At 68.3% G+C, this 16,029-nt stretch carries 16 protein-coding genes; all 16 read right to left on the bottom strand.

The genetic code is table 11. The annotated features are described in order from the left end of the window. Positions 1-5: 5 nt before the first annotated feature. Positions 6-1,145, bottom strand: a complete 1,140-nt coding sequence (carA, locus tag RIT73_RS00745) for a glutamine-hydrolyzing carbamoyl-phosphate synthase small subunit (protein ID WP_309130135.1) — start codon at positions 1,143-1,145, stop codon at positions 6-8. After that, positions 1,142-1,636 (bottom strand): hypothetical protein, encoded by a 495-nt coding sequence (locus RIT73_RS00740; RefSeq protein ID WP_309130134.1) that lies wholly within the window; start codon positions 1,634-1,636, stop codon positions 1,142-1,144. The genes carA and RIT73_RS00740 overlap by 4 nt, the downstream gene beginning before the upstream one ends. Next, positions 1,621-2,937 carry a dihydroorotase gene (locus RIT73_RS00735; RefSeq protein ID WP_309130133.1) on the bottom strand — a complete coding sequence of 439 codons (1,317 nt, stop codon included), beginning with the start codon at positions 2,935-2,937 and terminating at the stop codon, positions 1,621-1,623. Before RIT73_RS00735 ends, RIT73_RS00740 begins: the two co-directional genes overlap by 16 nt. Continuing rightward, positions 2,930-3,910, bottom strand: a complete 981-nt coding sequence (locus RIT73_RS00730; protein ID WP_309130132.1) for an aspartate carbamoyltransferase catalytic subunit — start codon at positions 3,908-3,910, stop codon at positions 2,930-2,932. The genes RIT73_RS00735 and RIT73_RS00730 overlap by 8 nt, the downstream gene beginning before the upstream one ends. Beyond that, complete coding sequence (gene pyrR / locus RIT73_RS00725; protein ID WP_309130131.1) at positions 3,907-4,458, bottom strand: bifunctional pyr operon transcriptional regulator/uracil phosphoribosyltransferase PyrR; 552 nt, start codon at positions 4,456-4,458, stop codon at positions 3,907-3,909. The genes RIT73_RS00730 and pyrR overlap by 4 nt, the downstream gene beginning before the upstream one ends. A 135-nt stretch (positions 4,459-4,593) precedes the next feature. Then, positions 4,594-5,001, bottom strand: a complete 408-nt coding sequence (nusB, locus tag RIT73_RS00720; RefSeq protein ID WP_309130130.1) for a transcription antitermination factor NusB — start codon at positions 4,999-5,001, stop codon at positions 4,594-4,596. Next, complete coding sequence (gene efp / locus RIT73_RS00715; protein WP_309130129.1) at positions 5,002-5,562, bottom strand: elongation factor P; 561 nt, start codon at positions 5,560-5,562, stop codon at positions 5,002-5,004. 148 nt (positions 5,563-5,710) lie between these two features. Further along, on the bottom strand, positions 5,711-6,838 hold the full coding sequence (aroB, locus tag RIT73_RS00710) for a 3-dehydroquinate synthase (protein ID WP_309130128.1): 1,128 nt from the start codon (positions 6,836-6,838) through the stop codon (positions 5,711-5,713). Between the two features lie 182 nt (positions 6,839-7,020). After that, positions 7,021-7,641 carry a shikimate kinase gene (locus RIT73_RS00705; protein ID WP_309130127.1) on the bottom strand — a complete coding sequence of 207 codons (621 nt, stop codon included), beginning with the start codon at positions 7,639-7,641 and terminating at the stop codon, positions 7,021-7,023. Then, on the bottom strand, positions 7,638-8,831 hold the full coding sequence (aroC, locus tag RIT73_RS00700) for a chorismate synthase (protein WP_309130126.1): 1,194 nt from the start codon (positions 8,829-8,831) through the stop codon (positions 7,638-7,640). Before aroC ends, RIT73_RS00705 begins: the two co-directional genes overlap by 4 nt. A 10-nt stretch (positions 8,832-8,841) precedes the next feature. Then, positions 8,842-9,543, bottom strand: coding sequence for an A24 family peptidase (locus tag RIT73_RS00695; protein ID WP_309130125.1), 702 nt, complete (start codon positions 9,541-9,543; stop codon positions 8,842-8,844). Positions 9,544-9,550: 7 nt separating this feature from the next. Continuing rightward, the gene (locus RIT73_RS00690) at positions 9,551-10,492 is read right to left on the bottom strand and encodes a shikimate dehydrogenase (protein WP_309130124.1); all 942 of its coding nucleotides are present in this window, start codon (positions 10,490-10,492) and stop codon (positions 9,551-9,553) included. Continuing rightward, entirely contained in the window at positions 10,489-11,709 is a 1,221-nt protein-coding gene (gene mltG / locus RIT73_RS00685; RefSeq protein WP_309130123.1) for an endolytic transglycosylase MltG, read from the bottom strand. The genes RIT73_RS00690 and mltG overlap by 4 nt, the downstream gene beginning before the upstream one ends. Continuing rightward, entirely contained in the window at positions 11,706-12,182 is a 477-nt protein-coding gene (gene ruvX / locus RIT73_RS00680; protein WP_309130122.1) for a Holliday junction resolvase RuvX, read from the bottom strand. The genes mltG and ruvX overlap by 4 nt, the downstream gene beginning before the upstream one ends. Next, positions 12,179-14,833, bottom strand: a complete 2,655-nt coding sequence (alaS, locus tag RIT73_RS00675; protein ID WP_309130121.1) for an alanine--tRNA ligase — start codon at positions 14,831-14,833, stop codon at positions 12,179-12,181. The genes ruvX and alaS overlap by 4 nt, the downstream gene beginning before the upstream one ends. 282 nt (positions 14,834-15,115) lie before the next feature. Next, positions 15,116-15,715, bottom strand: coding sequence for a 30S ribosomal protein S4 (rpsD, locus tag RIT73_RS00670; protein WP_375294961.1), 600 nt, complete (start codon positions 15,713-15,715; stop codon positions 15,116-15,118). Between the last annotated feature and the right edge of the window lie 314 nt (positions 15,716-16,029).

The following is a 16,029-nucleotide window of genomic DNA, read 5'->3' as shown; positions in this document are numbered from 1 at the left end:
GTTCCTTAGGCTCTGGCGGACATGAGGTCGATGAAGCGGTCGAAGAGGTAGCTCGAGTCGTGCGGACCGGCTGCCGCTTCGGGGTGGAACTGGACCGAGAAGGCCGGGATGTCGAGGCACTGGAGTCCTTCGACCACGTCATCGTTGAGGCACACGTGGGAGACGGTGACACGCCCGAAGGCCGCGTCGTGGGGGGCCAGGGTCTCCCCTTCGAGCGGGGCGTCGACGGCGAAGCCGTGGTTCTGCGAGGTGATCTCGACCTTGTCGGTGGTGCGATCGATGACGGGCACGTTGATGCCGCGGTGGCCGAAGGGCAGCTTGAAGGTGCCGAAGCCGAGTGCCCGGCCGAGCAGCTGGTTGCCGAAGCAGATGCCGAAGAACGGGATCTTCGCGGCCAGCACTTCGCGCAGCAGTTCGACCTGGGAATCCGCCGTAGCCGGGTCGCCGGGACCGTTGGAGAAGAAGACGCCGTCGACGCCCAGCGCCTGGATGTCGGCGAACGTCGTCGTCGCGGGGAGCACGTGGACGTCGATGCCGCGTTCGCTCAGGCGCTGGGGAGTCATCGCCTTGATGCCGAGGTCGAGCGCGGCGACGCGGAACTTCGCCTCTCCCTGGGCGGGGACGAGCATGGGCTCGGTGACGGAGACCTCCTCGGCGAGCTTCGCGCCGGCCATCTGCGGGGACTCGAGGACCTTGTTCAGCAGTTCGGTCTCGGGAGCTTCGGCGGCGGGTCCGGAGAAGATGCCCATCCGCATCGCCCCCTTGTCGCGCAGGTGCAGGGTCAGGGCCCGGGTGTCGACCCCGGAGATCCCGACGATGCCGGAGTCGACGAGGCGGGTCTCGAGGTCGCCCTCGGAACGCCAGTTCGAGGAGATGCGGGAGGCGTCGCGGACGACGTAGCCGGCGACCCAGAACTTCACGGACTCGTCGTCGGCGGCGTTGACCCCGGTGTTGCCGATGTGCGGGGCGGTCTGGATGACGATCTGCCGGTGGTAGGACGGGTCGGTCAGCGTCTCCTGGTAACCGGACATGGCGGTGACGAAGACCGCTTCGCCGAGGGTTTCGCCGATGGCCCCGTAGGCGGAGCCGTGGAAGACACGGCCGTCTTCGAGGACGAGGACGGCAGGCGGGGTGGAGAGTCTCATTGTGCCTCTTCGATCATTTCGCGGATACGGTCAACAGTTGGAGTGGTGTGGGCGGAGTAGCGGGCGCGAAACCCGGTGTCGACCAGGGTCCGGCCCAGGCGCCAGGTGATGCGCACGATCCCGCCGCGTTCGACGAACTTCCCGATCATCCCCGCGGTGGTGTCGACGGACACGATGTCGCGGCGCGGGATGAGGAAGTCCTCGCGTCCGGCCAGGTCCAGCACGACTCCCCCGTCGGTGACGACGAGCTCGCCCGAGGTGCGGATGCCGAGCCCGTGGACGGCGACGCGGTCGAGCGGGTGCCCGGCCAGGGTGGTCGAGACGTACGAGCCCTCGACCGGTTCGGCCACCGCGGTGATGCCCAGCGGTGGGCGCGTGGGTTGGGGAACGTCGGCCTGGCTCTGCTTCCTCCTGCTCCAGCCCCAGGTCAGGGCGAGAAGGATGAGGATGAGAACCGCGACGACGATGATGACGGCTACTGGTCGGTCCACGATGCTCCTGCCGGGTGCGGGGTGGTGAGTCGGCCGTCGGCGAGCACCCGGTGGCCGTAGAAGAAGGTGTCGGTGATCCGGGTGGAGACCTCGAGCCCGGCGAAGGGGTTGTTGCGGCCCTTCGTCGCGTGCTCGCCGGGCACGATCCGGTGCGGGGCGTTCGGGTCGATGAGGACGATGTTCGCGCTCGCCCCGATCTCGAGGCTGCCATGGCCCGAGGCCCCGGTGATCCGGGCCGGGGTCTGGGACATCACCCGGGCAAGGTCGCCGTGGTCGAAGTCGTGGTCTGCCATCGCCTCGACGACGATCGGCAGGGCCGTCTCCATCCCGACCATCCCCATCGCCGCGGCCGTCCATTCGCTGCACTTGTGCTCAGCGGTGTGCGGGGCGTGGTCGGTGCCGATGACGTCGATCGTCCCGTCCGCCAGCGCCTCGCGCAGCGCCTGGACGTCGGCGTCGGTGCGCAGCGGCGGGTTGACCTTGTAGACGGGGTCGAAGGTGCGGACCAGTTCGTCGGTGAGCATGAGATGGTGCGGGGTCACCTCGGCGGTGACCTGCACTCCGCGGGACTTCGCCCAGCGGACGATGTCGACGCTGCCGGCGGTGGAGACGTGGCAGATGTGGAGCCGGGAGCCGACGTGCTCGGCGAGCAGGACGTCGCGAGCGATAATCGACTCCTCGGCGACCGCGGGCCAGCCGGGCAGTCCGAGTTCGGCGGAGACGACGCCCTCGTTCATCTGCGCGCCCTCGGTCAGGCGCGGCTCCTGGGCGTGCTGGGCGATGACGCCGTCGAAGGTCTTGACGTATTCGAGCGCGCGGCGCATGAGCAGTGGGTCCCAGACGCAGATGCCGTCGTCGGAGAACACCCGGACGCGGGCGGCGGAGCGGGCCATGGCGCCGAGTTCGGCCAGCTGCTTCCCCTCCAGACCGATCGTCACCGCGCCGATGGGCACGACTTCCGTGTAGCCGGCTTCGCGGCCCAGTCGGTGCACCTGTTCGACGACTCCGGCGGTGTCTGCCACGGGCGCGGTGTTGGCCATCGCATGGACGCAGGTGAAGCCGCCGGCGGCCGCGGACTGCGAGCCCGTCAGCACCGTCTCGGCGTCCTCCTTGCCGGGCTCCCGCAGGTGCGTGTGCATGTCGACGAGCCCGGGCAGGGCGATGAGCCCCTCGGCGTCGATGACCTCAGCGCCGCCGCCAGCGGTGAGGAGTTCGGGATCGACGATCCGGCCGTCCCTGATCGCGATGTCGCCGGCGCCTCCCCCGAGGATGTTCGCGCCCCGGATCAGATATTCACTCATTGTGGTCCTCCTGACCAGTCAGTAGTCGGTACAGGACTGCCATGCGCACGCTCACGCCGTTCTCGACCTGGTCGAGGATGAGGGTGCGGTCGGAGTCCGCGGCGGCGGCGGAGATCTCGAATCCGCGATTCATCGGCCCCGGGTGCATGATGAAGGTCTCACGCGGCAGCCTCGCGAGGCGGGCCGCGCTCAGTCCCCACAGCCGGGAGTACTCACGTTCGTTGGGGAAGAAGGACTCATGCATCCGCTCGTGCTGGACGCGCAGCATCATCAGTGCGGCGAAGTCGACCTGGTGCAGCGCTTCGTCGAAGTCGTAGTGGAGCGTCACCGGCCAGGTCTCGACTCCCCAGGGGAGCAGGGTCGGGGGTGCGATGAGGTGGACCTCGGCGCCGAGGCGGGCGAGCAGATGGACGTTCGAGCGGGCGACTCGGGAGTGGAGGATGTCACCGACGATCGCGACCTTCGCCCCGTCGAGTCCCTGTCCCCGCGGTCCGTCCTTGACCGCCCCCGAGGCGGGGAATCCGCCGAGGGCACGACGCAGGGTGAAGGCGTCGAGCAGGGCCTGGGTGGGGTGTTCGTGGGTGCCGTCGCCGGCGTTGATGACGGGGACGTCGATCCAGCCGGTGTGGGCGAGCCGGTGCGGGGTGCCCGAGCCGGAGTGGCGGACGACGAGTGCGTCGGCGCCCATCGCGGAGATCGTCTGCACGGTGTCCTGCAGGCTCTCCCCCTTGGAGACGGAGGATCCCTTCGCGGAGAAGTTGAGCACGTCGGCGGACAGGCGTTTGGCGGCGGCTTCGAATGACAACCGGGTGCGGGTCGAGTCCTCGAAGAACAGGTTGACGACGGTGCGTCCGCGCAGGACGGGCAGCTTCTTCACCTCGCGGGCGGAGACCAGAGCCATCTCCTCGGCGATGTCGAGCAGCGAGATCGCCTCGGCGCGGGACAGGGAGGCGGTGTCGAGCAGATGCTTCATTCACGGCCTCCCGAGATCGTCACGGCGTCGGTCCCATCGGTTTCGGCCAGACTGACGTTGACGCGTTCACTGCTCGAGGTGGGCAGGTTCTTGCCCACATGGTCGGCCCGGATCGGCAGCTCCCGGTGGCCCCGGTCGACGAGGACGGCCAGGCGGACCTTGGCCGGGCGCCCGATGTCGGAGAGGGCGTCGAGGGCGGCGCGGATGGTGCGGCCCGAGTAGAGGACGTCGTCGACGAGGACGACGGTCTTCGAGTCCACTCCGGCGGCCGGGATGGTGGTCGGCTCCGGGGCGCGGTAGGCGCCCGAGCGCAGATCGTCGCGGTACATCGTGATGTCGAGGCTGCCGACGAGTTCGTCGGCGCGTTCGGGGTGGCCGTCGATCGTGGCGATCTGCCGGGCCAGTCGTCTTGCCAGTGGGGTTCCGCGGCGCGGGATGCCCAACAGGACGAGATTCTCGGTGCCCTTGTTCGCCTCGATGATCTCATGGGCGATGCGGGTCAGCGCCCGCTGCAGGTCCGCAGCGTCGAGCACGGTTCGCTGTGTCATGGATCCCCTTCTCCGTCTCTCCGGACGGTGGTTAAAGGAGTGTTCGGATTGAATTGTAGCCCCGGACCGACGGGGGTCGTTCCGCCCGTCCGGAATGCGGCCCTCGAGATTCGCGCCTCAGGGCCGAGCGCTGCCTCAGGTCAGCGTCGGCTTGACGTCGAGGATCCGCGAGAGCAGTCCGGAGACGAACTTCGGGGAGTCATCGGTCGAGAACTGCCGGGCCAGGGACACCGCCTCGTCGATGGCGGCCTTGTCGGGGACATCGTCGTTGTAGAGGATCTCCCAGGTGCCGATCTCGAGCAGAGCCCGGTCGACGGCGGGCATCCTCTCCAGGGTCCAGCCCTGGGCGTAGGTCGAGATGATCTCGTCGATCTCCTCCCGATGGCTGGAGATGCCGTCGACGATCTCCACCGCGTAGGGCTTCATCGGGTATTCGGGGTCGTTCGACCGCATGGTCACGACCTCGCTGAGGGTGAGTCCGCGCTGCCCGGCCTCGAAGAGGAGCTCCAAGGCCCGGCGGCGCGCTCGGGTTCGTGCTGCCACTTACTTGACGCGGCCCAGGTAGTCGCCGGTGCGGGTGTCGACCCTGACCTTGACGCCCTCTTCGAGGAAGAGCGGCACCTGGATCTCGGCGCCGGTCTCCAGGGTGGCCGGCTTCGAACCGCCGGTGGAGCGATCGCCCTGCAGCCCGGGTTCGGTGTGGGTGATCGTCAGTTCGACGGAGGCGGGCAGTTCGACAGACAGCGGGGTGCCGTCGTGGAAGGAGATCTGCAGGTCCTGGTTCTCGAGCATGTAGTCGGCGGCGGCGCCTACCAGGTCGCCTGAGACGTTGACCTGCTCGTAGTCCTTGGCGTCCATGAACACGTAGTCGGTGCCGTCGTGGTAGAGGTACTGCATGTCGCGGCGGTCGACGTTGGCGGTCTCAACCTTGGTGCCGGCGTTGAACGTCTTGTCGATGATCTTGCCGGAGATCACATGCTTGAGCTTGGTGCGGACGAAAGCCGGACCTTTGCCTGGCTTGACGTGCTGGAAGTCCAGTACCTGCCACAGCTGGTTGTCGAGGTTCAGCACAAGGCCATTCTTCAGGTCGTTGGTTGTCGCCACTGATCCGTCCTTCAAGGTTGAGTTCTGCGCGTCCTGTCAGTCGCAGCTGCGACCGGGCGAGCAGGCAGTTTTGCCAATCATCGATTCTATCAAGCTCACGAGTGCCCCGCACGCCACCCGGCTCGGGCGCGCGGGGGCGTGGCCGATCTCACTTGGCGCGCAGCCCCAGGTCACCGCCGAGCGGCACCCGCGGGGACTCCTCCCCGATCTCCTGGTAGGCGGTGTGGAGGATGGAGACGTCGGGGATCTCGACCGTGGCAGGGGCGGCGATGTCGCTCAGCAGGACCATCCGCAGCATGGATCCGCGGGCCTTCTTGTCCCGCTTCATCGTCTCCAGCAGCTGCGGCCAGACGTCGGCGCGGTAGCCGGTGGGCAGGCCGAGCTTCGACAGCAGTTCGCGATGGAGGTCGACGACCTCGGTGGGCAGGTTCTTGACCATGGCGGCCACCTCGGCGGCGAACACCATGCCCACGGACACGGCCGCCCCGTGGCGCCATTGGTAGCGTTCCTTGTGCTCGATCGCGTGGCCCAGGGTGTGGCCGTAGTTGAGGATCTCACGCCGTCCCGATTCCTTGAAGTCCGTGGACACGACGTCGGCCTTGACCGCGATGGAGCGTTCGATGAGCTCGCGCAGCACCGGCCCGTCCACCTCGGCGATCTCGGCTTTCGAGTGCTCGGCGACGAGGTCGAGGATCGCCGGGTCGGCGATGAACCCGGTCTTGACGACCTCGGCGAGTCCCGTGAAGAGCTCGTGCTCGGGCAGGGTCCGCAGGGTGTCGAGGTCGACGAGGACTCCGGCCGGGGCGTGGAAGGACCCGACGAGGTTCTTGCCCTCGGCGGTGTTGATGCCGGTCTTGCCGCCGATCGAGGCGTCGACCATGCCGAGCACCGTGGTCGGGATGTGGATGACGGAGATGCCGCGCAGCCAGGTGGCTGCGACGAATCCGCCGAGGTCGCTCACGGCTCCCCCGCCAAGGGTGATGATGGCGTCCGTCCGGGTGAAGTCGGACTGTCCCAGCACCTGCCAGCAGAAGGCGGCGACCTGGATGTGCTTGGCCTCCTCCGCGTCGGGGATCTCGGCCACGATCGCGTCGAGGCCCAGCGTGCGCAGGTCGTCGCGGACCGTCTCACCGGTCGTCCGCAGTGCTCGGGGGTGGATGACGAGGACCTTCTCCGCCCGGGGGCCGAGCAGCTCCGGCAGCTGTCCCAGCAGCCCCTGGCCCACGAGGACCGGGTAGCTTCCGCCGGCGTCGACGTCGATTCTTGTCACTGTCATCTGCGTTCTTCCCACTTCGGTCGTCTTCGGTGCTGGGCCAAGCCTATCCCCGTCGCGGCGATGAGATCTCCGGTGGGGTCGGGCAGGTCCTCGCCACGGCGATCAGCCCCCGGCCCTCAACTCCCGGCTCTCCGGGACTCAGCCCCCGCCTCTCAGCTCTCCGGCCCACAGCTGTCCGGCCCTCAGCTCTCCGGCGGGGTCGAGTACTTCGCGTATTCCTCGGCGCGCTGCAGTTTCGTCAGGACGTCGACGATCCGGTTGACGATCGTCGACGGCGGTGAGTTCGAGGCGTGGACCCGGAAGGTCGCCACCTGTTCGTAGAGCGGCTCGCGCTCCTTGACCAGAGCCTTCCAGTTCTCCACCGGGGAGCCTCCCCCGCGCAGCAGCGGCCGGTGCGGGGAGTTGAGACGGGTCGCGACGGTCTCAGCGTCGATGTCGATGTGCACGACCCTGATCGCCGGGTGCCCCAGTTGGGCGCGGGTTCCGGGGTTGAGGATGGCCCCTCCGCCCAGGGACACGATCCCCGGGCGGTCGAGCAGGCGCCGCAGAGCTCTGCGCACGACCTCGCGCTCGATCCGACGAAAGTGGTCCTCCCCGCGTTCGACGAAGATCTCGGCGATCACGCCGTGGCGCTCGACGATCTGGGCGTCGGTGTCGATGAGCGGCAGGTCGAGCCGCTCGGCCAGAAGCCGGCCGATCGTCGACTTGCCTGCCGCCGGCGGGCCCGTGAGCACGATCCGGGACTGGGCCGCGGGCACCGGCTCGACAGGGGGAACCGGCTTCGGGAGCGGATTGTCGGTCATTGCCCGATGCGCAGGTTCTCCGGAATGGCTGCCAGGTAGCCGTCCAGATTCCGTTTCGTTTCGGCCACGCTGTCTCCGCCGAACTTCTCCACCACGGCTTCGGCCAGGACCAGGGCGACCATCGCCTCGGCGACGACCCCGGCGGCCGGAACCGCGCAGACGTCGGAGCGCTGGTGGTTGGCCTTCGCGGCCTCGCCGGTGGTGACGTCGACGGTCGACAGGGCCCGGGGCACGGTGGCGATGGGCTTCATCCCGGCGCGCACCCGCAGCGGCCCGCCCGTCGACATTCCGCCCTCCGTGCCGCCGGCCCGGTTGCCGGCGCGGCGGAAGCCGTCGGGACCGACCTCGAGTTCGTCGTGAGCCTGGGACCCGAGGCGTCTGGTGGTGAGGAAGCCGTCGCCCACCTCGACGCCCTTGATGGCCTGAATTCCCATCAGCGCTCCCGCCAGACGGGAGTCGAGCCGGCGATCCCAGTGGACATGGGAGCCCAAGCCCGGGGGCAGACCGTAGGCGAGGACCTCGACGACGCCGCCGAGGGTGTCCCCGGCCTTCTTCGCCGAGTCGATCTCGGCGACCATGCGGGCCGAGAGCTCGGCGTCGAAGCAGCGCACGGGATCGGCGTCGAGGGCGTCGACGTCGGCAGCCTGCGGGAGCGCGGTCGGCGCGTCCGATTCCACGCCGCCGATCGCCACGGTGTGGGCGACGAGGCCGATGCCGAGCTCGCCGAGGAACTGCGCGGCCACGGTGCCCAGGGCCACACGCATCGCCGTCTCCCGCGCCGAGGCGCGTTCGAGGATCGGTCGCGCCTCGTCGAATCCGTACTTCTGCATCCCGACGATGTCGGCGTGTCCGGGGCGGGGGCGGGTCAGGGGGGCGTTGCGCGCCATCCCTTCGAGCTCGTCGGCGTCGACGGGGTCGGCGCTCATCACGGTTTCCCACTTGGGCCATTCCGTGTTCCCGACCTCGATCGCCACGGGCGAGCCCAGCGTCAGGCCGTGGCGGACGCCGCCGAGCAGGCGGACCTCATCGGCTTCGAACTTCATGCGCGCTCCGCGGCCGTAGCCGAGTCTGCGCCTGGCCAGACTGGCCTGGATATCGCTCCTGGTGACGGGAACATGGGCGGGGAGCCCCTCAATGATCCCGACCAGCGCTTCGCCGTGGGATTCGCCTGCGGTAAGCCATCTCAACATTCCACCGATTCTACAAAAGGAATCGGTGGACCACGGACCCGAGCCACATACCGGATAGCATCGCCGGCCCGAAGGCGATGACGGTCCCGCGCAGACTGCCCGCCCGCGCCGCGGCGATGAGCGAGACGGAACCGGCGATGATCATCGTCACCACGAAGACGCCGGCCAGTGCCCAGACCGAGTGCACGCCCGTGGCCGCGCCGACGACGAATGCGAGCTTCACATCGCCGAGCCCCAGAGTTCTCGCATGCACGAGCCTGCCTGCCAGGTACAGCAGCCCGAAGAACGCGGTGGCGGCGATCGCCGCGACGAGGGCGGAGACCCAGATGCTGCGATCCCCGCTCTGCCCACCGAGGATCAGCACGGCCAGCTCGAGTCCGATGAGCGGATAGAGGAGCCGGTCGGGCAGACGGTGGACGAGGACGTCGACGATGAAGAGGAACGGGGTCGCGGCCGCACTCGCCCCGAGGATGAGCGAGAGCAGGACGATGTCGATTCCCCACCCCGCCGAGGTGGGGTACAGGAACGCGACGCCGCCGCCGAGGACGGCCCCGGTGATGGTGAGGACCCCGGGCCGGTACCAGCGGGAGGCGGCGAGGAGGTCGGCGTGATCGGCATCCGCGATCCACCAGCGCATACCACGGGCGATGAGGAGCCCCGTCGCCGCACTGATCACAAGCGTCAGAACGACGAGCCACCCGAGCCCGCTCATGGCCGGTTCAGCTCCCGACGGAGCCGGTGCCGGGGCCGGCGGGCTCCGAGGTGCTCGGCCCGCCCGAACCTGCCGGCGGATCCGCCGACTCGAGTGCCGCGTGCATCGCGGCAGCGACTCTCCGTCGCACCTCGGCTCCCGCTGGGTCCCCTGCCGCCGCCAGGAACATCATGAACTGCTCGACCGCCTGCCCGACGAGCATGGCCGTGCCTGAGACGGGGGTGACTCCGTGCCGGGTCGCCGTGGCCAGGAAGGCCGACGAGGCGGCGTAGGCGACGTCGAGAGCGACTCCCCCGCGGATCTGCGGGGACCAGCGCAGGTCGGGGGTCGCCTCGGCGGGGAGGGTGGAGATGAGGAGCTCTGCCGGGGTGAGCTCGGTCAGCGGACCGGTGCTCGCGCGAAGTCCGAGATCCGCGCACAGCGAGACCGCGTTCTGCGCACGGTCGGGATTGCGGACCAGGAACTGGACCTCGGTGATGCCGAGCCTCGCGCAGGCGACGGCTGCCGAGCGCGCGGTCGCCCCCGCACCGAGGATGACGGCAGTCCGGGCACCGGCTGCGGAGTCTCCCGCGGGCCGGCCGACGCTCTCGCGCGCGGTGGCCAGAGGTGCGCCGAGGGCGGCGACGATGCCCTGGACGTCGGTGTTCGCGACGAGCGTCGACGATTCCCGGCGCACCAGGGTGTTGCCGGCTCCGGTCAGCGCTGCCGTGTCGTCGAGCTCCCAGTCGAAGTGCCGGGCCAGTTCCACGAGCCGGTCCTTGAGCGGCATCGTCAGTGAGAACCCGGTGAAGTCGGGATGCGCCGAGAGGAAGGATTCAAGTCCCTCCGCGCCGACGTCGAAGCGCAGGTACTCACCGTCGAGGTCGAGCGCGGCGAAGGCCGCCCGGTGGAGAAGCGGTGACTTCGAGTGGGCGATCGGGCGGCCCAGGACCGCTGCGGTGATCGTCACTTCCCGTTCTCGTCCCGGTGCTCGCGCAGCCATTTGCGATAGATCTCGACGTTCTTCTGGTGCTCCTCATAGGTCTCGGCGAACTTCGTCTCGCCCGTATCCGGGTTCGTCGCGACGAAGAACTGCCAGGGTCCGTCGGCCGGATTGAGGGCGGCGTCGACCGCTCCTGCGCTCGGCGAGTTGATCGGGCCGGGAGGCAGACCCTGCTGCTTGTACGTGTTGTACGGGCTGTCCGACTTCCGCTCCTCCGCCGTCGTGGTCAGGTCTGCCCGTGCGCCGTGGATGTAGGCCACCGTCGCGTCCGACTGCAGCAGTCCGCCGGTCTGTGAATCCTCCGAGATGCGATTGAGGAAGACCCGCGCGACCTTCTTCCGCGTCTCCTCGTCACCGGGAGATTCGATCTCGACGAGACTGGCCAGGGTCAGGATCCGGTTGGCGTCGGAGAGTTCGATGCCTGCCGTCTCGAGCTCGGCGGCGGTCTTGTCGACCATCTCCTGGACGATGTCCTCCGCCGTCTTGGACTTGCGCAGATCGTAGGTGGCCGGGTACAGGTACCCTTCGAGGCTGGGCGCCTCGACGTCGAGACCGTAGTCCTTCGGCTTCTTGCCGTCGATGGCCTTGTCGACCTCTTCGCCGTTCATCCCCGACTCGACCATGGTGGCCTTGATCTGGTCGATCTTGCGGCCTTCGGCGATCGTGATCTTCGGAGGCGCGATCGGGTTGACCAGCGCCTCGACGGCGGCCTTCGAGCTCATCTCCTTGCGCATGATGACCGGCCCCGCGTTGATGGTGACGTCGCGGCGCTCGATCTCGTCGAGGAACGGCTCGGAGTTCATGATCACGCCCTCCTCGACGAGCTGGTTGGCCACGGATCGGGCGGAAGCTCCCGGCGGGATCTCGATGGAGACCTCGCTCGTGCCCTCACCCTCGTAGTCGCCCTTGGGGCCGAGCAGATCGCTGACCGCCCCGCCCGCGGACTTGAACGCGAAGATCCCACCGAGCCCGAAGATGAGCACGCAGATCGTGACGATGACGGTCGTGCGCCGGCGCCGCAGCATCCGGCGCCGCTTCTTGGCCTTGAGTTCGGCCCGGGACAGCCCCAGGTCCTCGATCAGGCCGCCGTCGTCGGTCGAACTCGCGCCTGCGGGCCGGCCGGTTTCGGGGACGGCGGAGTCGCCTGCCGTCTCGTCGGTCGGGTCGCCGGGGTTCTCGTTCACGCGTCTCCCTCCGTCGGCGGCATCACTCGGCCTGCCGCAGCTCCGGTGTTGTGCTCGTATTCGAGAGCGTGCTGCAGGATGATCACAGCAGCCTGGGCGTCGACGATCTCACGCCGCTGGCGGGAGTTCCGTCCCGCCGCGGCCAGGGCCTGATGGGCCTCGGCGGTGGTGAAGCGCTCGTCGACGAGGCGGATCGGCGTCGCGGTGGTCTCCCCGATCCGGCGGGCGAACTCGAGCGCGGTCGCCGCCGCGGCCCGAGCCTGACCATCGAGTGACTTCGGGTCACCGACGAGGATCTCGATCGGCTCATATTCGGCGATGACCTCGGCCAGCTGCCGCAGGGCCGCCGGCTCGTCGCTGCGCCGCACGACCGTCAGCGGTGTGGCGAGGATCCCCTCGGGGTCACTGGCGGCGACCCCGATCCGGACGGAGCCGATGTCGAGGCCGAGCCTGCGGCCCCGGCGGAAGCTCACTGCAATGCCGCCTTCACCGCCGCGACTGCGGCAGGGATCGCGCTGACGTCGGTGCCGCCGCCCTGAGCGAGGTCGGGCTTGCCGCCGCCTCCGCCGCCGAGTTCACGGCACGCCAGTCCGACGAGCTTTCCGGCCTGGTTGCCCGCCTCGCGGGAGTCCGGGGTGGTGGCGATGACGACGACGGGCTTGGAGTTGCCGGTGCCGACGCCGAGGACCACGGCGGACTGGTCGGAGACGCGGGAGCGCAGGTCGGTGACCACGGTGCGGATGTCGTTCGCCGCCGCCACCTCCCCGAGTTCGGCGACGACGAAGAGGGTCGACCCGACGCGCTCGGCCTTGTCGAGGAACTGACCGGCCTGGGCCAGCAGCTGCTGGGACTTCAGTCGGGCGATCTCCTTCTCGGCGTCCTTGAGCCTGCTCATCAGGTCCGACACCCGGTCGCGCACGTGGGGGCCGGGGACCTTGAGCATCTCCGAGAGCGAGGACACGATGGTCCGCTCAGCGGCCAGGGACCGGAAGGCGTCCATGCCCACGGCGGCCTCGATCCGGCGGACTCCCGACCCCACGGAGGCCTCGGAGAGCACGGAGATCGGACCCACCTCGGAGGAAGCCGCCACATGGGTGCCTCCGCAGAGCTCACGGGAGAACGGACCGCCGATGTCGACGACGCGCACGACGTTCGGGTACTTCTCCCCGAACAGGGCCATGGCTCCGGACTTCCGGGCCACGTCGAAGGGCAGGTACTCGGTGCCGACCTCATAGTTCGAGCGCACCGCGAGATTGGCGACGTCCTCGATCTCGGCCTTCATCTGCGGGCTCGGAGCCTCCGGGAACGAGTAGTCGAAGCGCATGTATCCGGGCTGGTTGAGCGAACCGGCCTGCACCGCGTGACTGCCGAGGATCTCCCGCAGCGCCGCGTGCACGAGGTGGGTCGCGGTGTGGGCCTGCGAACCCTGGAAACGGTGGTCGTGGTCAACAGTGGCGAGCACGTCGGAGCCGACGCGGATCTCACCTTCGAGGACCTCGACCCGGTGGACGGGCAGACCCTTGATCGGGTTCTGCACGTCGAGGACGCGCGCGGTGAAGCCGTCGCCCTTGATCAATCCCACATCGGCGCGCTGACCGCCGGACTCGGCGTAGAACGGAGTCAGGTCGAGGATGAGGTCCGCAGTCTCGCCTTCGGCGAGCACTTCCTGGGCGACACCGTCGACGACGATGCCGCGCACCCGGGAGTCGGCGTCGAGCTGGTCGTAGCCGACGAACTTCGGGGCGCCCTCCTCGAGCAGGGCGGAGTATGCGGAGAGGTCGGTGTGGCCGCCGCCCTTCTTCGCCTTCGCATCGGCCTTCGCCCGCTGGCGCTGCTCGGTCATCAGCGCCCGGAACCCCTCTTCGTCGACGGCCACGCCGTGTTCGGCGGCCATCTCGAGGGTCAGGTCGATCGGGAAACCGTGGGTGTCGTGGAGTGCGAAGGCGATGTCGCCGCTCAGAGTCTTCTCACCCTGAGGCAGCGACGCCGCCGCATTCTCGAACAGCTGGGTGCCGGATTCGAGGGTGCGCAGGAACGCCTTCTCCTCCGCGTAGGCGATGCGCGAGATCCGGTCGAAGTCGGTGTCGAGTTCGGGGTAGGACGACTTCATCGCCTCCATCGACACCGGCAGGAGTTCGGGAAGCACTTCGGTGGTGACGCCGAGGAGGCGCATCGCCCGCACGGCGCGACGGAGGAGCCGGCGCAGGATGTAGCCGCGGCCCTCGTTGCCGGGACGGACTCCGTCGCCGATGATGATGAGGGCCGAGCGCACGTGGTCGGCGACGACGCGCATCTGCACGTCCTCGGATTCCTTGGCGCCGTAGGCGTGGCCGGAGAGCCTGCTGGCGGCTTCGATGACGGGGAAAACTTCATCGATCTCGTACATGTTCTCGACGCCCTGGAGCAGGAATGCGACGCGCTCGAGACCCATTCCGGTGTCGATGTTCTTCGCCGGCAGCTCACCGGCGATGTCGAAGTCGACCTTGGACCGGACCGCGGAGAGCTCGAACTCCATGAACACGAGGTTCCAGATCTCGATGTACCGGTCTTCGTCGGCCACGGGTCCGCCTTCGACGCCGTAGTCGGGGCCGCGGTCGTAGTAGATCTCCGAGCAGTAGCCGCCGGGGCCGGGCTGCCCGGTGTGCCAGAAGTTGTCCTCGTTGCCGCGGGTCTGGATCCGCTCACGCGGGATGGAGGTCTCCTGCAGCCACAGGTCGATGGTCTCGAGGTCGTCCTCGTGCACAGTGGCCCAGAGCCGGTCCGGGTCGAACCCGAGTCCCCCGTCGTCGACGGTGCGGGTGAGCAGTCCCCAGGCGAACCGGATGGCATCGCGCTTGAAGTAGTCGCCGAACGAGAAGTTGCCGTTCATCTGGAAGAACGTGCCGTGGCGGGTCGTCTTGCCGACCTCTTCGATGTCACCGGTGCGCACGCACTTCTGCACGCTGGTGGCCCGCGGGAAGGGTGCTGGCTCGCGTCCGGTCAGGTACGGGATGAACTGGACCATGCCCGCGATGTTGAACAGGATGGATGGGTCGGAGCTGATCACCGACGCCGAGGGGACCACCGCGTGACCGTTCGCCTCGAAGTAGTCCAACCAGCGCTGCTTGATCTCTGCCGTCTTCATCCAAGGGCCTTTCGAATGGTGCGTGCGCACTCGCATCCGCGAGTGCTCGTTCGGTGCACATCAGGGACCGGCTCAAGCGCGAGTCCTGGCTGAGGTGCGTGTCAGGGAACAGTTTAGTGGGTCGAGCGCATTATGCGAGGTGGCCGACCCGCGCCTGCCACGAGCGGATTCATCGGCTGTGCGTGAGCGGATTCTCAACCGGGCGCGAGCGGAATCCACGAGCGGACCGTGAATGCACAGCTGCCCGGAACGAAACCGTTCCGGGCAGCTGTGGTCAGGCGATCAGCGCGAGTAGTGCTCGACGACCAGCTGAACGTCGCAGGTGACCGGAACTTCGCTGCGCTTGGGGCGGCGAAGCAGGGTCGACTGCAGACCTTCGAGGTTGACGTTGAGGTAACCCGGAACGGCGGGGAGGACGTCCTTGTGACCACCGGCAGCGGCGATCTGGAACGGCTCGGTCTCCGCGCTCTTCGGGTGGACCTGGATGGTCTGACCTTCCTTGACGCGGAAGGACGGACGGTCCACGCGCTGTCCGTCAACGGTGATGTGACGGTGCACGACGAACTGACGGGCCTGGGCGATGGTCCGGGCGAAGCCGGAGCGCAGGACCAGAGCGTCGAGACGCATTTCGAGGAGCTCGACCAGGTTCTCACCGGTCAGGCCTTCAAGGCGCTTGGCTTCCTTGTAGGTCTTGAGCATCTGGGCCTCGCGGATGCCGTACTGGGCGCGCAGACGCTGCTTCTCCTTGAGACGGACCGAGTAGTCGCTGTCGTTGCGACGACGAGCACGGCCGTGCTCACCTGGAGGGTAGGGACGACGCTCGAAGTACTTCTCCGCCTTCGGGGTCAGCGGCATGCCGAGTGCGCGCGAGAGGCGCGCCATCCGGCGGTTACGTGCTGGTGCTGGCACTGTGAAACCTTTCATTCATCTGGATCGTTCCGACCGGCCTGAGGTTCTCGCCCCTGTCGGAACTGTTGTTTCTCCGGTTGAGAAAGAGGGATTGAGCGTCGAGATCCGCTCGCACCGACCGCCTTCAGCGTGCAGGCACAACAGCTGTTCATCTTACCCGATCGCCGGACCTCTCCGCAAAAGCCTCTGCCCGCCAAAGCCCGGCGACACACCATACGGACTGCGGACCATTCAGCACCCTCAATGCAACCGCATGGTTGCATCAAAGTCCATTTGGTGCAATAATT

Origin of the sequence: Brevibacterium sp., from assembly GCF_031179145.1 — a bacterium.
Taxonomy (GTDB): Bacteria; Actinomycetota; Actinomycetes; order Actinomycetales; family Brevibacteriaceae; genus Brevibacterium.
This window is presented reverse-complemented; position numbering and strand designations above follow the sequence as displayed.

What these genes read in the sequence shown, in the direction of transcription:
- carA (WP_309130135.1), bottom strand. Translation starts at nt 1,145, where the DNA reads ATGAGACTCTCCACCCCGCCTGCCGTCCTCGTCCTCGAAGACGGCCGT.
- RIT73_RS00735 (WP_309130133.1), bottom strand. Translation starts at nt 2,937, where the DNA reads ATGAGTGAATATCTGATCCGGGGCGCGAACATCCTCGGGGGAGGCGCC.
- RIT73_RS00730 (WP_309130132.1), bottom strand. Translation starts at nt 3,910, where the DNA reads ATGAAGCATCTGCTCGACACCGCCTCCCTGTCCCGCGCCGAGGCGATC.
- pyrR (WP_309130131.1), bottom strand. Translation starts at nt 4,458, where the DNA reads ATGACACAGCGAACCGTGCTCGACGCTGCGGACCTGCAGCGGGCGCTG.
- aroB (WP_309130128.1), bottom strand. Translation starts at nt 6,838, where the DNA reads ATGACAGTGACAAGAATCGACGTCGACGCCGGCGGAAGCTACCCGGTC.
- RIT73_RS00705 (WP_309130127.1), bottom strand. Translation starts at nt 7,641, where the DNA reads ATGACCGACAATCCGCTCCCGAAGCCGGTTCCCCCTGTCGAGCCGGTG.
- aroC (WP_309130126.1), bottom strand. Translation starts at nt 8,831, where the DNA reads ATGTTGAGATGGCTTACCGCAGGCGAATCCCACGGCGAAGCGCTGGTC.
- RIT73_RS00695 (WP_309130125.1), bottom strand. Translation starts at nt 9,543, where the DNA reads ATGAGCGGGCTCGGGTGGCTCGTCGTTCTGACGCTTGTGATCAGTGCG.
- alaS (WP_309130121.1), bottom strand. Translation starts at nt 14,833, where the DNA reads ATGAAGACGGCAGAGATCAAGCAGCGCTGGTTGGACTACTTCGAGGCG.
- rpsD (WP_375294961.1), bottom strand. Translation starts at nt 15,715, where the DNA reads ATGGCGCGCCTCTCGCGCGCACTCGGCATGCCGCTGACCCCGAAGGCG.